We start from the raw sequence: 15472 nt of genomic DNA on the forward strand, positions 1-15472 counted from the left end.
GCCATGAGCGCCCCACACAAGTCCACCGCCGACCTCGCCGTCGAATACGGCCTGGCCCCCAATGAATATCAGGTCATCCTGGACCGGCTGGGGCGCGAGCCCAACCAGCTGGAACTGGGCGTGTTTTCGGTCATGTGGTCCGAGCACTGCTCGTACAAGTCGTCCAAGATCCACCTGGGCAAGTTCCCGACCACCGGACCCCGCGTGATCTGCGGCCCGGGCGAGAACGCGGGCGTCATCGACATCGACGACGGCGACGCCTGCATCTTCAAGATGGAGAGCCACAACCACCCGTCCTTCATCGAGCCCTATCAGGGCGCGGCGACCGGCGTGGGCGGCATCATGCGCGACGTCTTCACCATGGGCGCGCGGCCGGTGGCCCTGCTGAACGCCCTGCGCTTCGGCGACATCGGGCACGAGAAGACCAAACGCCTGGTCAAGGGCGTGGTCAGCGGCATCGGCGGCTACGGCAACTGCGTCGGGGTGCCGACGGTGGCGGGCGAGACAAACTTCCACGCCGGCTACAACGGCAACATCCTGGTCAACGCCATGTGCGTCGGCCTGGCCAAGTCGGACGCCATCTTCTACTCGGCCGCGCCGGGGCCGGGCATGTCGGTGGTCTATTTCGGCTCCAAGACCGGGCGCGACGGCATCCACGGCGCGACCATGGCCTCGGCCGAGTTCGACGAGGATTCGGACGAGAAACGTCCCACCGTCCAGGTCGGCGATCCGTTCGCCGAGAAGCTGCTGATCGAGGCCACGCTGGAGCTGATGGCCTCGGGGGCCGTGGCCGCCATCCAGGACATGGGGGCCGCGGGCCTGACCTCGTCTTCGGTCGAGATGGCCGGCAAGGGCGGCGTCGGCATCGAACTGAACATGGACGCCGTGCCCCAGCGCGAGGAGGGCATGAGCGCCTATGAGATGATGCTGTCGGAAAGCCAGGAGCGGATGCTGGCGGTGCTGAAGCCGGGCCGCGAGGCCGACGGCCACCGCATCTTCGAGAAATGGGGCCTGGATGCCGCCGTGATCGGCATGACCACCGAGACCGGCCGACTGGTGCTGAACCACCATGGCGCGGTCGTCTGCGACGTGCCGCTCGCGCCGCTGTTCGACGACGCGCCGCTGTACGACCGGCCCTGGGTCCAGCCCGCGCTGCATCCGCGCCTGTCGCCCGGCGACGTGCCCGCCCCCGAGAGCTGGCCCGATGCGGTGCTGAAGGTGCTGACCTGCCCGGACATGGCGTCCAAGCGCTGGATCTGGGAGCAGTACGACCGCCACGTCATGGCCGACACCCTGCAGGATTCGTCGACGGGGGCGGACGCCGGCGTCGTCCGGGTGCACGGCACGGACAAGGGTCTGGCGGTCACCTCGGACTGCACGCCCCGCTATGTGCTGAACGATCCCTATGAGGGCGGCAAACAGTGCGTGGCCGAGGCCTGGCGCAACCTGACCGCCGTCGGCAGCCGGCCGATCGCCATCACCGACAACCTCAACTTCGGCAACCCGCAGCGGCCCGAGATCATGGGCCAGATCGTCCGCGCCATCGACGGCATGGCCGAGGCCTGCCGCGTCCTGGACTTCCCGGTCGTGAGCGGGAACGTCAGCCTGTACAACGAGACCAATGGGGCGGCGATCCCGCCCACCCCGACCGTCGGCGGCGTCGGCCTGCTGCCCAACTACGACGTCGTGGCCGGCTTCTCGACCATGGCCGAAGGCGACTCCCTGATCCTGATCGGGGACACGGTCGGCGAACTGGGGGCGTCGCTGTATCTGCGCGAAGTCCTGGGCCGCGAGGACGGCGCCCCGCCGCCGGTCGACCTGGCGCTGGAACGCAAGACCGGCGACTTCATCCGCGGCGAGATCGAGGCCGGGCGGCTGACCTGCGTCCACGACCTGTCGGACGGCGGCCTGATCGGGGCGGCGGCGGACATGGCTTTGGCCTCGGACACCGGCGTGGTGCTGGACGCCTCCAGCGCCGCACACGCTCACGTCTTTCTGTTCGGCGAGGACCAGGCCCGCTACCTGGTCGCCGTGCCCAATCCTCAGGAGGTGCTGGCCGCCGCGCGCGAGGCCGGGCTCCATGCCTCGGTCGTCGGCTATGCCAGGGGCGAGGCCTTCGCCTCCACCGACCTCTTCAGCCTCCCGCTCAAGCACCTGCGCGAAATCCACGAGGGCTGGATGCCCGGCTGGATCGAGGGCTGACCATGCGCCGCGCCGAGCCGGTCCGGCGAGGCGTGGCATGAAGGTCGCCGTCGTCCTGCCGGCCGGCTACCTGTTCTCGGAGGCCCGGCCGATCTCGATCGAGGCCGTGGTCCGGGCCATGACCCAGGCGAGCGCCGACCGGGACACGACCCTGATCGTCTGCGACGCGGGGGCCGACGACCATGGGCCGTTCGACGTGCGCACGGTCCAGCCCAGCCGTCTACGCTGGCTGCGGACCTGGCGCGTGATCCGCGCGCTCAGGGACTGGGCCCCCGACTACGTCGAGGTGCATCAGCACGCGCACAGCGCCCCCGCCATCGCCCGGGCCATGGCCGACATCCCGACCGTGCTCTATCGCCACAATGCGACGCCGGCCCCGAAGACCGCGCGGCAGCGGGCGCGCTACGACGCCCGCTACCGTCCCCTGGCCGGATTGGTCTTCGTCAGCGACGTCGTCCGGGATCAATTCGCGATCGACTACCCGGCCCTGGCCGAACGCGCCCACGCCGTCCTCAACCCCATCGACGTCGCCCCGTGGTCGGCGGATCCGGCGGTGCGCGCGCCGTTGATCGTCTTCTCGGGCCGGGCCCTTCCCGAAAAGGGCCTGGACCTGCTGTGCCAGGCCCTGCCCGCCGTGCTGGAGCGTCGCCCCGACTGGCGCGTCCGCCTTCTGCTGAACGACTGGCACATGCACGGCGCCTGGGCCGCCCCCCATCTAGTGCCGCTGCAGCAATTCGGGGCGCGGGTCGAGGTCCTGACCAACCAGCCGATGTCGGTGGTGCGCCAAAGCCTGCAGGCCGCCGCCATCGCGGTCGTCCCCTCGGTCTGGCAGGAGCCGTTCGGCCTGTCGGCGGTGGAGGCGCATGCCGCCGGCGCCGCCGTCATCTCCTCGGGCCGGGGCGGGCTCCGGCTCGCCTCGGGCCCGCACGCCCTCTATGTCGATCCGCTGACGCCCGAGGCCCTGGGCGAGGCCATGGACGCCCTGATCGCGGACCCGGCGCGTCGCCTCGCCCTGGCGCGCGAGGGGCAGGCCTATGTGGCGCGGGAACATACCCCCGCCCGGCGCGCCGCCGAGCTGGACGCGCTGCGTCGCCGGATCGTGGAGGGCGCTGCGTCGCCGCCCTGAAACCTGGGGATACGCCGGGCGAGCTTTGCCGAACTGTTACATGCCGACCCTAGTAGGGAGCGTCGCTCCGAGGATTTCCGATGTCGCTGTTTCTCTCCCGCCGCTCCCTCCTCGCCGTCGCCGGATTCGGCGGGGCCACCGTGGCCCTCGGGCGTCCGGCCCTCGCCCAGGCGATCTTCGAGACCAATCCCTTCCAGCTGGGCGTGGCGGCCGGCGACCCCCTGCCGGATGGCTTCGTGATCTGGACCCGTCTGGCCCCCCGCCCGCTCGAGCCCGACCACGGCATGCCGTCCCAGCCCATGGCCGTGACCTGGGAGGTCGCGGCCGACGCCGGCTTTGCGACCATCGTCCGCACCGGCGAGGTCGTCGCCCGTCCGGAGCTGGGACACGCGGTGCATGTCGAGGTCGAGGGACTGGAGGCCGCCCGCCCCTATTTCTACCGTTTCACGGCCGGCAAGGAGCGCAGCGCCGTCGGCCGGGCCAAGACCACGCCGCTGGTCGGGTCCTCTATCGCCCAGGTCAAGTTCGGGATCGTCGGCTGCCAGGCCTATGAGCAGGGCTATTACACCGCCCACCGCAAGATCGCGGGCGAGGATCTGGACTTCATCTTCTGCTACGGCGACTACATCTATGAGGGCCGGGGCAACCGGGTCTTCAACAGCGCCGCCGGCCCGCAGGAGAACCCGCGCCAGCACGTCGGCGGCGAGATCTATTCCCTGGTCGACTACCGCCAGCGCTATGCCCAGTACAAGATGGACACGGACCTGCAGGCCAGCCACGCCTCGGCCGCCTGGTTCACCGTCTGGGACGACCACGAGATCGACAACAACTGGGTCAGCGACACGGACCAGGACAACACCCCGCCGGAAGTCTTCATGCTGCGCAAGGCCGCGGCCATGCAGGCCTATTACGAGCACATGCCGCTGCGCCGCTCGGCGTTCCCGCGCGGGTCGGCCATGCAGCTGTATCGCAAGGCGACCTATGGCGACCTGTTGGACATCGACCTGCTGGACACCCGCCAGTTCCGGTCGAACCAGCCCTGTGACGACAAGTTCAACGCCGGCTGCGACGGCATCAATGACCGCGAGGCCCAGGTTCTGGGTTCGGCGCAGGAGGCCTGGCTGTTCGACGGTCTGAACCGTTCGCAGACCACCTGGAAGGCGCTGGCGCAGCAGATCATGGTCATGGACCTGGATCGCAATCCCAGCGAGGACTATGGCGTCAACACCGACAGCTGGGCCGGCTATCGCGTGCCCCGCGCCCGCCTGCTGCAGCACATCAAGGATCGGCGCATCGACAACGTCGTGGTGCTAACCGGCGACGAGCACCAGAACTATGCCGGGGAGCTGTTCATCGACGGCCGCAATCCGGAGGGCGATCCCATCGCCACGGAGTTCGTCTCGACCTCGATCAGCTCCGGCGGCGACGGCGTCGATCAGCGCCCGGACATGGCCCGCATCCAGTCGGTCAACCCGATCCTCAAGTTCAACAACGCCCAGCGCGGCTATGTGATCTGCGACGTGACGCCGGAGCGCTGGCAGACCGAGTTCAAGGTGCTGGACCAGATCCACGACCGCAACGGCGTGCTGACCACCCGAGCGAAGTTCGCCATCGAGGCAGGGAATGCGCGGCTGGTCAGCGCCTGACCCCGAAGCCGTCAGCCGCTTCAATCGCGGCCTGCGGCACCGTTTCCTGCGGACAGCTGAGTCCGCCTGAGGCAAACCGGGCTCGACCGCTGCATTTATAGGCCTTCGCATGACCCTTCCGCGCCTCGCTCTCCTCACCCTGCCGTTTCTGCTCGCCGCGTGCGACGGGGGCGGAGATCCGGTGCAGCAGGCCCTGCTGGAAACCTCGTCCAAGAACCACGCCGCGACGGTCGTCGAGGGCGAGGTGTCCGGCCCTCAGGATCACGCCGGCCACGGCGCCATGGCCGGCAACGCGGCCTTCGCCGAATCCGAGGCCGAGATGCACCGGTTGATGACGGCCGCCAGCGGCGAGACGGTGGACCAGGCCTATGTCGCCAAGATGATCGCGCACCACCAGGGCGCGGTGGCGATGGCCGAGGTGGCGCTCGCCGAGAGCACCGACCCGGAGATCCGCCGCATGGCCCAGGCGGTCATCGAGGCCCAGACGCGCGAGATCGCCGAGATGCGCGCCTGGTCGCCGTCGAACGGGACCTGACGCGATGAATTCGCGTATCGCGGTTTGACAAGAAGTCTCGGCCATGGGCTCATCCCTTCCTGGGAGGATGCCAATGAAAATGCGGCGGAGGAGCTTTCTCAGCGGCGTGGCCGGCCTGGCGCTGGTCGCCGCCTCGGGTCATCGGGTGCTTGCAAGCGCCGCTGATGGTCCGGTTCCACCGACGGCGCGGGTCGAACCGGTGACCGAGACCTTCTTCGGCCGATCGGTCACGGACCCGTACCGCTGGATGGAGACACCGACCGATCCCGACTGGGAACCCTATATGCGCGGCAACGCCGCCCACGCCCGCGCCATTCTGGACGCCATCCCAGGCCGCGAAGCGCTGGCAGTGCGCATTTCGGGATTGACCGGATCGAACGCGAACGCGGGCGCGCCGACCGTGGCGGGGGGCCGGCTGTTCTATCAGAAGCGCGAAGAGGGAAAGGATACCGCAGCCCTGTTCGTGCGCGAACACCTCGACGCCGCCGATCGCGTACTGGTCGATCCCGACTCCCTGAAGGCGGGGGGAACTCATGTGTCTCTGGACTGGTGGTCAGCGTCGCCCGACGGCCGCCATGTCGTCTATGGCCTGTCGCCGGCGGGGTCCGAGAACTCGGTCCTCCAGATCATGGTCGTCGATACCGGGGAGATCCTTCCCGAGCGGATCGACCGCACCCAGTACGCCTCTCCCTTCTGGCTGCCCGATGGATCGGGCTTCCTGTACATCCGTCTCGCGGGTGCGGCCCCGGGATCGCGCGAATACTACCTCGACAGCGTCTGCTGGCTGCATCGGCTGAACACGCCGGCCGACGACGACGTCCGCATCCTGCAACGGGGCCAGTATGCGGATGTCCCGAGCGATCCGACGGACTTTCCCTTCGTCGTGATCGATCCAAGTTCCGACCATGTCTTGGTCGCCATGATCGGCGGGGTCCGGCGCGAGAACCCCCTCTGGACCGCGCGACTGGACGACCTGCTGGCCGGCCAGCCAAAATGGCAGCCTGTCGCCACCGTTGCGGATGAAGTCATCAACTTTGCTTTCAAGGGCGACGACCTCTGGCTGCTGACGACGAAGGACGCCGACAACGGCAAGCTGTTGCGCACCCGCATGTCCGAACCGGATCTGGTGGGCGCCGTCGTGGTGATGCCCCAAGGCGACTTGGTCATCGAGAACCTGGGGGCCGCCGCCGATGCGCTGTATGTCACCCAACTCGATGGCGGCTATCAGACGCTCTTCAGGAGCCAGGACGGTGGGGCGTTGGAACCGATCCCCCTCCCCTTCGAAGGGAGCATCCAGCAGTTGAGCGTCACGACCGACCAGCCGGGAGCCTATCTTCGGCTTACCAGTTGGCTCGAGCCGTCAGGCGTATGGCATCTGGATGCCGACGGGCGGGTGACCGACACCGGCCTGGCACCCAAGCCGGACATCGACACCACGCCTTACGAACTGACCCGTGACTTCGCCGTCGCTCGGGACGGCACGCGCGTGCCGGTCTCGATCATCTCCAAGAAGGGCGCGCCGCGCGACGGCTCGAACCCGACGATGGTCGAGGCCTACGGGGCCTATCAATCCGTGTCGTCGCCCGGTTTCGACACACGCGGCATCGCCTTTCTGGAAAAGGGCGGCGTCCAGGCGGTCGCCCATGTCAGGGGCGGCGGCGAGTATGGCAAGCGCTGGTGGCGGGCGGGCCGCAAGCTGACCAAGCCCAACACCTGGCGCGACCTGATCGATGTCTGCGAACACCTGGTGGCGCAGGGATGGACCTCGCCCGCCAAACTCGGTGCCATCGGGGGGTCAGCCGGCGGGATCACCATGGGTCGCGCCCTGACGGAACGGCCCGACCTGTTCGCCCTCGTCGTACCGGCCGTCGGATGCCTGAATACTCTGCGCATCGAGTTCAGCCAGAATGGTCCGCCGAACATCGAGGAGTTCGGCACCGTGACGACCGAGGAGGGTTTCCGGGGGCTGTATGAGATGGATTCCCTGCATCATGTCGTCGACGGCACCCGCTATCCGGCCGTCCTGCTGACCCACGGCATGACCGACCCCCGGGTCGAGCCCTGGAACTCGGGCAAGATGGCGGCGCGTTTGCGAGCCGCGGCATCTACCGACAGCGGCCCGATCCTGCTGCGGGTGGATTTCGACGCCGGCCATGGCCTCGGCTCCACGCGGACCCAGCAGGACCAGGAAACCGCCGACGTCTACGCCTTTTTCCTGCAGCGGACCAATCACCCCGAGTTCGCGCCGGCCTGACGTTCAGGCCGCCTCGGGGATCGTCTGCTTCAATCGTCCACCGACGCGGATCGGCTCGATGCGGACCGCCAGGCCGGTCTTGTCGTCGGTCTCGACATAGACGCCGCAGACGGTCGCCGGTCCGTGGGCGGGGGAGTAACGTCCCTGCGAGATCCGGGTGGTGAAGCGCCGCAGCGGCTCTTCCTTCTCGTTGCCGATGACGCTGTCGTAGTCGCAGCAGCCGCCGGCGTCGGTCTGATAGGCCGTGCCGCCCGGCAGGATCTGGGCATCGGCGGTCGGGACATGGGTGTGGGTGCCGATCACCAGAGAGGCCCGCCCGTCGCAGAAATGGCCCATGGCCATCTTCTCCGACGTCGCCTCGCAGTGCATGTCGACGATCACGGCGTCGGCGACATGGCCCAGGGGGGCGGCGTTCAGTTCGCGGTCCACCGCGCCGAACGGATCGTCGACGGCGTCCATATGGATCCGGCCCAGCACGTTCATGACCAGGACGGTCTTGCCCGACGGCGTCTCGAACAGATTGGCCCCCGCCCCCGGCGCGTCCATCAGCCGGGGATAGTTGGCCGGGCGGATCAGGCGCGGCTCGCGCACGATATAGGTCAGGGCTTCGCGCTGGTCCCAGGAGTGATTGCCCAGGGTCAGGCAGTCGGCCCCCGCCATGAACAGCTCCTTGGCCGTGTTTTCGGTGATGCCGAACCCGCCGGCGGCGTTCTCGGCATTGACCACGACGAAGTCGAGCTTCAGGACCCGCTTCAGCCCCGGCAGGTGGTCGGACAGGCCATCGCGACCGGACTTGCCGATCACATCGCCGAAGAAGGCAAGACGCATGAGGAGTTAGACCTTTCGGGCGGCGGTATAGCCGACCTCGGTCAGAACACCATGCAGGCGGATGTCATGCGACTCCATGGGCAGGCGCTCGACCCTCTGGCCCGCATAGGCCAGGCCGATGCGCACGGCCTCCGGTCGAGCGGCGAAGGTCCGGTCATAGTAGCCGCCCCCCTGCCCCAGTCGCCCCCCGAGATCGTCGAAGGCCAGCAGCGGCGTCAGGATCAGATCGGGATCGACGACCCCGGCCAGGGGCAGCGGTGCCGGACAACCGGCGGCGTCCGGCTCCAGCGGATCGCCCGGCGACCAGCGCCGAAAGACCATGGGAGCGTCGGTCCGCAGCACCACCGGCAGGCACAGCGCCCGGCCGCCAACGATCACGGCCTCGGCCAGAGGCTCGGGATCGAACTCGGTGCCCATGGCGCGATAGAGGGCCACCAGGGATCCGGGCGGAAGATCATCGGAGAAAAGGGCCGCTTGATAGGCCGCATCGGGAGCTGAAACCGCCAGACCTCGACGTCGGGCGCGGGCCTCGGCGCGAAGGGCAGCCTTGTCGGTCGAGGGGGCCACGGGCAGGGCTCAAGCAGCGAGCGACCGCATCGCGAGCGGTAGCGCCCTGAACAGGGAAGAGGTTGGCGGCGCCATAAGAGCCGTGAAGGACGGTTTAAATCCTCTCGAGCCTGGGTAGCCAGGTGGGCTCCGTGTACCCGACCCCACGAGGTCAGACAGGGACAGATCCCTTCGAGTGAATTAAGGCCGCGAGGATGTGTTGCCTTCGACGTGAGCCACAGCAGGACCCGCCGCTGATCAAGATAGGCGCGGAGCGGCCGCTCGGCAATGGCTGGCGGGTCCCCGTCGATCAAGGCCTGCGATCAGAGACTGCGCGTGATCTTCTCGATCCGGGCCGCGACCGCGTTCAGCGCTTCGGCCACACCGGCCTCCGCCGACGGAGCGGCGCCTGCTGAAGCGGTCAGGGTGATCTCGCCCCCCACGGCCAGCCGCGCCTCGTGCAGTTCGTCGGCCAGGACCAGCGCCGCCATCAGGAACAGCCGGAGATCCCCCACATGGCCCACATCGGCGGCGACCTGGCGGACATGGTTGTCGAATTGTCGGGCCAGGACGCGGACCCGGTCCTCCTGCCCGTCGGCGCAGCCCACCGCATAGGGGCGCCCGTTGATCTCGACCGTCACCGTCGCCATCAGTCGGCGGTCCCGGCAAGGATGGTGCGCAGCGCCTCGGCCGCCCGGGCCAGCGCCGCGGAGGCCTCTCGCCCCGCCGCCTCCAGCTCGGCGATCCGCGCCTTCTCGGCCGACGGGCTGCCCGGCGAGGTGGGCAGGGCGAACAGGTCGTCGTCAGGCGCGGCGGGCGCCCCCTTCAGGTCGTCGATCCGCTTCTCCAGCAGGGCCAGGGCCTGGTCGATCCGGTCGCGCGCGGCGGTAGTGGCATCGGCCATCGATCGTATCCCTCCAGATTTCGTATAGAACCCGCCCGCGTCGCGCGGTAAAGCGGCGCCGCCTGCCTTTTCCGCCCCAAGACGAAAGATTTGCCCGTGGCCGACGCCAAGATCGCCTCCAACAAGGCCACCGTGAAACAGATGGCGGACGCCATCCGCGTTCTGGCCATGGACGGGGTGGAAAAGGCCAACAGCGGCCACCCCGGCATGCCGATGGGCATGGCCGACGTGGCCACGGTGCTGTTCTCGAAGTTTCTGAAGTTCGACGCCAGCCGCCCCGACTGGGCCGACCGCGACCGCTTCATCCTGTCGGCGGGCCACGGCTCGATGCTGATCTACGCCCTGTTGCACCTGACCGGCTACAAGGCCGCCAGCACCGAGGAGCTGTCGAACTTCCGTCAGTGGGGTTCCAAGACCGCCGGCCACCCCGAGTTCGGGCACATGCCCGGCGTCGAGACCACGACCGGCCCGCTGGGCCAGGGCCTGGCCAACTCCGTCGGGTTCGCCATGGCCGAGCGCCATCTGGCGGCGAAATACGGCGACGACCTGGTCGACCACCGCACCTGGGTCATCGCCGGCGACGGCTGCCTGATGGAGGGGGTCTCGCAGGAGGCCATCGCCCTGGCCGGCCGTTACAGGCTGAACAAGCTGACCGTCCTGTGGGACGACAACGCCATCACCATCGACGGCGCGGTATCCCTGTCCGACGCCACCGACCAGAAGGCTCGCTTCAAGGCCGCCGGCTGGGCCGTCAAGGCGATCGACGGTCACGACGTCAAGGCCATCAAGTCCGCCCTGCAATGGGCGACCAGACAGGACAGGCCCACCCTCATCGCCTGCAAGACCAAGATCGGTCGCGGCGCGGCCACCCTGGAGGGCAGCCACAAGACCCACGGCGCGGCCCTGGGGGCGGCCGAGATCGCCGCCACCCGCCTGGGCCTGGCCTGGGATCACGAACCCTTCGTCATCCCCGAGCCGATCGAAAAGGCCTGGCGCAAGGTCGGCAAGCGCGGCGGCAAGGACCGCAAGGCCTGGGAAGACCGCCTCGCATCCTCGCCCCAGGCGCTGGAGTTCACCCGCTCCATGTCCGGCGACCTGCCGGAACGCGCCTTCGACGCCCTGAACGCCGGCATCGCCCAGCTGCTGGTCGACCAGCCGGCCCAGGCCACCCGCCAGGCCTCCGGCGCCGCGCTGGAGACTCTGTTCGCCGCCGTGCCCGAGATGATCGGCGGCTCGGCCGACCTGACCGGCTCCAACAACACCTTCGTCAAGGGCACGCCGATCTTCGACGCCCCGACCTATGAGGGTCGCTACGTCAACTACGGCATCCGCGAGTTCGGCATGGCGGCGGCCATGAGCGGCATGGCCCTGCACGGCGGGGTCATCCCCTACGGCGGCACCTTCATGGTGTTCTCGGACTACAGCCGCCCGGCCATCCGCATGGCGGCCCTGATGGGCATCCGCGTCATCCACGTCCTGACCCACGACTCCATCGGCCTGGGCGAGGACGGCCCGACCCACCAGCCGGTCGAGCATCTGGCCGCCCTGCGCGCCATCCCCAACCTGCTGGTCTTCCGCCCCGCCGACACGGTCGAGGCCTTCGAATGCTGGCAGCTGGCCTTGCAGCACAAGGGCACCCCGTCGGCCCTGTGCCTGTCGCGCCAGAAGACCGCCGCCGTCCGCCTGACCGCCGCGGACGAGAACCTGTCGGGTCGCGGGGCCTATGAGCTGAAAGCCGCCTCGGGCGAGGCCCGGGTCACCCTGTTCGCCACCGGCACCGAGGTCCCGATCGCCCTGAAGGCCGCCGCGACCCTGGAGGCCGAAGGCACCCCGACCCGCGTCGTCTCGGCCCCCTGTTTCGAACTGTTCGAACAGCAGGACGCCGCCTACCAGGCCTCGGTCATCGGCCGGGGCACGGTGCGGGTGGCGGTCGAGGCCGCCATCCAGCAGGGCTGGGAGCGGTTCATCGGCGAGGATGGAGCCTTCGTCGGCATGACCGGCTTCGGCGCCTCGGCCCCCGCCGACGTCCTGTACCGCGAGTTCGGCATCACCGCCGACGCCGTGGTGGCGGCGGCTAAGGCCCGGCTTTGATCCTGGAATAATGCGATTACACTTCGCCCCCGGGCGGAGTGTGATGGCGTGACCGAGGTTCCAACCCTGTACGACTGGCTCGGCGGCCGCGAGGCCTTGCTGCGGCTTACGACCGAATTCTACCGGCGGGTGGCTTTGGACGAGATCCTGGCCCCCGTGTTCGGCCATATGGACCCGGAGCATCCGGCCCATGTGGCGGAGTTCATCGGCGAGATCCTGGGCGGCCCGACCCTCTACGATCCGTCCGGGGACGGCCACGTCCGGATGATCGGCCATCATCTGAACCGCCATCTGACCGAGACCCAGCGCCGGCGCTGGTTCGACCTGCTGCTGACCACGGCCGACGCCGTCGGTCTGGCCGACGACCCGGAGTTCCGTTCGGCCTTCGTCGGCTATCTTGAGTGGGGCTCGCGTCTCGCGGTGATCAACTCACAGCCCGGCGTGGCTCTGCCGCCGTCGTCGCCGATGCCGCAATGGACCTGGGGCGCGCCGGGCGGTCCCTATCAACCGGCGGAGACCTGACGGGTCGCACGTCACATTCGATCACGGCTTGTGACAGACGCGGGGTTGATCCCTGCGGCTCTCGGTTCCATTGAAGCGCCAACCAGAAAAACACCGCTTCAGGAGATCAGCCATCATGACTGTCCGCGTCGCCATCAACGGCTTCGGCCGCATCGGCCGCCTTGTGCTGCGTTCCATCGTCGAGCACGGCCGCCGCGACATCGAGGTGGTGGCGATCAACGACCTGGGGCCGGTGTCCACCAACGCCCACCTGCTGAAATACGACAGCGTCCACGGCCGCTTCCCCGGCACCATCGAGCACGGCGACGACTGGATCGACGTGGGCCTGGGCAAGATCAAGGTCACGGCCGAGCGCGACCCGGCCAACCTGCCGCACGCCGAGCTGAAGGTCGACATCGCCTTCGAATGCACCGGGATCTTCACTTCCAAGGACAAGGCCTCGGCCCACCTGAAGGCCGGCGCCAAGCGGGTGCTGGTCTCGGCCCCCGCCGACGGCGCGGACAAGACCATCGTCTACAAGGTCAACCACGACACCCTGACCGCCGACGACATCATCGTCTCCAACGGCAGCTGCACCACCAACGCCCTGGCCCCCGTCGCCAAGGTCCTGCACGATCTGTTCGGGATCGAGCGCGGCTATATGACGACGATCCACTCCTACACCGGCGACCAGCCGACGCTGGATACGATGCACAAGGATCTGTACCGGGGCCGCGCCGCCGCCCTGTCGATGATCCCGACCTCGACCGGCGCCGCCAAGGCCCTGGGCCTGGTCCTGCCGGAGCTGAAGGGCAAGCTGGACGGGTCGTCGATCCGCGTCCCGACGCCGAACGTCTCGGTCATCGACTTGAAGGTCGTGCCCGGCCGCGAGGTCACCGTCGAGGAGATCAACGCCGCCCTGCAGGCCGCCGCCGACGGCCCGATGAAGGGCGTCCTGTTCACCACGGACGAGCCCCTGGTCTCCAGCGACCTGAACCACATCGCGGCGTCCTCCACCGCCGCCCTGGCCCAGACCCAGGTCGTCGACGGCAAGCTGGCCCGCGTGCTGAGCTGGTACGACAACGAATGGGGCTTCGCCACGCGCATGGCCGACACCGCGATGGTGATGGCGAAGCTGATGTAGATCGCGCTCCTCCCCATCGCCGCTTGGCGATGGGGAGGTGGACCGCGAAGCCGGATCGACGAAACGGAGTTGGAAACATGGCCGGCGCAATCGACACCGCCGTTCGCCGCGAGTTTCTCGGTCTAGGTTTGGTCTTTGCCACTCAGTTGGCAGCGTTGCTTTTGCTTTGTCTGCTGGCCCTAGCCCTCGCCGCTGCAACGTTTGTCGCCGTCGTGACGATTGCCTCGAACACCGGACCAAGCCTCGGGACAGCGGTCTTCTGGCCTGCCGTTGCTGCTCTATGCATATTGGGTGGATTCGTTGTCGGCGCGCTAGCGTGGTGGATTGCCACGACGTGTCGTCAGCAGCGGGAAAAGATATCGCCCCAATTCCGGACGCGACGATCGTTTCTGGGAGCGATCCAACTCGCAGTTCCGCCCATCGTCTACCTGCTCTTCGCCTACGCCTTCATCACCCACACATCGTGAGCTGGATACCGATTTGACCTTCCGCACCCTAGACGACGCCGGTTCTCTGGTCGGCAAGACCGCCCTCGTCCGCGTGGACTTCAACGTCCCGATGGAGGATGGCCGGATCACCGACGACACCCGCCTGCGCGTCGCCATTCCCACCATCCAGAAGCTGCGCGACGCCGGGGCCAAGGTCGCCCTGCTGGCCCATTTCGAGCGACCCAAGGGCCAGGTCGTGCCGTCGATGAGCCTGCGCCCCGTCGTCCAGCCCCTGTCCGACCTGCTGGGCGCGCCCGTCCGCTTCGCCGACGACTGCATCGGCCCCGATGCCGTGGCCGCCATCGCCGACCTCGACGCCGGCGGAGTCGTCCTGCTTGAGAACGTCCGCTTCCACGCCGCCGAGGAGGCCAACGACCCCGTCTTCGCGCAGAAGCTGGCCGACCTCGGCGACCTCTACGTCAACGACGCCTTCTCCGCCGCCCACCGCGCCCACGCCTCGACCGAGGGCATCGCCCACCACCTGCCCGCCTATGCCGGCGAGTCCATGCGGCGTGAGCTCGACGCGCTCGACGCGGCGCTCGGCAATCCGAAAAAGCCTGTCATCGGCATCGTCGGCGGGGCCAAGGTCTCGACCAAGCTGGACCTGCTGAAGAACCTGGTCGGCAAGCTGGACCGACTGGCCATCGGCGGCGGCATGGCCAACACCTTCCTGTTCGCCCAGGGGATCGACATCGGCGGCTCCCTGGCCGAACGCGACATGGCCGACACCGCGCTGGAGATCATCGCCGAGGCGAAATCCAAAGGCTGCGAGATCCTGCTCCCCGTCGACTTCGTCGTCGCCACCGAGGTCAAGCCCGGCGCGGCCAGCCGGCCGGTCACGGCCGGTGAAGCCCTGTCGGCCGACGACAAGATCCTCGACGCCGGCCCCGCCACCGTCGCCCGTCTGGTCGAGGCCCTGACCGCCTCCAAGACCCTGATCTGGAACGGCCCGCTCGGCGTGTTCGAGGTCCCGCCCTTCGACACCGCCACGGTCGCCGTGGCGCATCATGCTGCGGCCCTCGCCAAGGCCGGGGTCCTGGTCGCGGTCGGCGGTGGCGGCGACACGGTCTCGGCCCTGCATCACGCGGGCGTCGTCGACGACATGACCTTCGTCAGCACCGCCGGCGGCGCCTTCCTGGAGTGGATGGAGGGCAAGCCCCTGCCGGGGGTCGAGGCCCTGGACGTCGGTTGACACGAGGGGCGCGTC

The 15472-nt window shown here is 68.6% G+C and carries 14 protein-coding genes; 10 read left to right on the forward strand and 4 right to left on the reverse strand.

The window, feature by feature from the left end; genetic code table 11:
* The first annotated feature begins 3 nt into the window (after positions 1-3).
* The 5 genes from purL to BZG35_RS13815 all read left to right on the forward strand — a co-directional run bounded on the left by purL (position 4) and on the right by BZG35_RS13815 (position 7763).
* Positions 4-2202 (forward strand): phosphoribosylformylglycinamidine synthase subunit PurL, encoded by a 2199-nt coding sequence (gene purL / locus BZG35_RS13795; protein WP_077356350.1) that lies wholly within the window; start codon positions 4-6, stop codon positions 2200-2202.
* 37 nt (positions 2203-2239) lie between these two features.
* Complete coding sequence (locus BZG35_RS13800) at positions 2240-3328, forward strand: glycosyltransferase family 4 protein (protein WP_253189183.1); 1089 nt, start codon at positions 2240-2242, stop codon at positions 3326-3328.
* Positions 3329-3408: 80 nt separating this feature from the next.
* A complete protein-coding gene (locus BZG35_RS13805) occupies positions 3409-4974 on the forward strand; it encodes an alkaline phosphatase (RefSeq protein WP_077356352.1) in 1566 nt (521 codons plus the stop codon).
* Between the two features lie 109 nt (positions 4975-5083).
* Positions 5084-5509, forward strand: coding sequence for a DUF305 domain-containing protein (locus tag BZG35_RS13810; RefSeq protein WP_077356354.1), 426 nt, complete (start codon positions 5084-5086; stop codon positions 5507-5509).
* Between the two features lie 79 nt (positions 5510-5588).
* Positions 5589-7763 (forward strand): prolyl oligopeptidase family serine peptidase, encoded by a 2175-nt coding sequence (locus tag BZG35_RS13815; protein ID WP_150126043.1) that lies wholly within the window; start codon positions 5589-5591, stop codon positions 7761-7763.
* Positions 7764-7766: 3 nt separating this feature from the next.
* Here BZG35_RS13815 and BZG35_RS13820 read toward each other — a convergent pair whose 3' ends face one another.
* From BZG35_RS13820 to BZG35_RS13835, 4 genes are all read right to left on the reverse strand, one after another.
* Positions 7767-8591: a TIGR00282 family metallophosphoesterase gene (locus BZG35_RS13820; protein ID WP_077356358.1), complete on the reverse strand. Its 825-nt coding sequence runs from the start codon at positions 8589-8591 to the stop codon at positions 7767-7769.
* A 6-nt stretch (positions 8592-8597) separates the two neighbouring features.
* Complete coding sequence (locus BZG35_RS13825) at positions 8598-9158, reverse strand: 5-formyltetrahydrofolate cyclo-ligase (protein ID WP_077356360.1); 561 nt, start codon at positions 9156-9158, stop codon at positions 8598-8600.
* Between the two features lie 302 nt (positions 9159-9460).
* Positions 9461-9787 carry a cell division protein ZapA gene (locus BZG35_RS13830; RefSeq protein ID WP_077356362.1) on the reverse strand — a complete coding sequence of 109 codons (327 nt, stop codon included), beginning with the start codon at positions 9785-9787 and terminating at the stop codon, positions 9461-9463.
* Entirely contained in the window at positions 9787-10041 is a 255-nt protein-coding gene (locus tag BZG35_RS13835) for a hypothetical protein (protein ID WP_077356364.1), read from the reverse strand. The genes BZG35_RS13830 and BZG35_RS13835 overlap by 1 nt, the downstream gene beginning before the upstream one ends.
* A 141-nt stretch (positions 10042-10182) precedes the next feature.
* Between BZG35_RS13835 and tkt the strand changes: the two genes are divergently transcribed.
* The 5 genes from tkt to pgk all read left to right on the forward strand — a co-directional run bounded on the left by tkt (position 10183) and on the right by pgk (position 15457).
* Complete coding sequence (gene tkt / locus BZG35_RS13840; protein WP_216351929.1) at positions 10183-12132, forward strand: transketolase; 1950 nt, start codon at positions 10183-10185, stop codon at positions 12130-12132.
* A 48-nt stretch (positions 12133-12180) separates the two neighbouring features.
* Positions 12181-12654: a group II truncated hemoglobin gene (locus tag BZG35_RS13845; protein WP_077356369.1), complete on the forward strand. Its 474-nt coding sequence runs from the start codon at positions 12181-12183 to the stop codon at positions 12652-12654.
* Positions 12655-12769: 115 nt separating this feature from the next.
* Entirely contained in the window at positions 12770-13777 is a 1008-nt protein-coding gene (gap, locus tag BZG35_RS13850) for a type I glyceraldehyde-3-phosphate dehydrogenase (RefSeq protein ID WP_077356371.1), read from the forward strand.
* 77 nt (positions 13778-13854) lie between these two features.
* The gene (locus tag BZG35_RS13855; protein ID WP_077356373.1) at positions 13855-14244 is read left to right on the forward strand and encodes a hypothetical protein; all 390 of its coding nucleotides are present in this window, start codon (positions 13855-13857) and stop codon (positions 14242-14244) included.
* A gap of 13 nt (positions 14245-14257) precedes the next feature.
* Positions 14258-15457: a phosphoglycerate kinase gene (pgk, locus tag BZG35_RS13860; RefSeq protein ID WP_077356375.1), complete on the forward strand. Its 1200-nt coding sequence runs from the start codon at positions 14258-14260 to the stop codon at positions 15455-15457.
* Positions 15458-15472: the final 15 nt, after the last annotated feature.

This window comes from Brevundimonas sp. LM2 (assembly GCF_002002865.1).
Taxonomy (GTDB): Bacteria; Pseudomonadota; Alphaproteobacteria; order Caulobacterales; family Caulobacteraceae; genus Brevundimonas.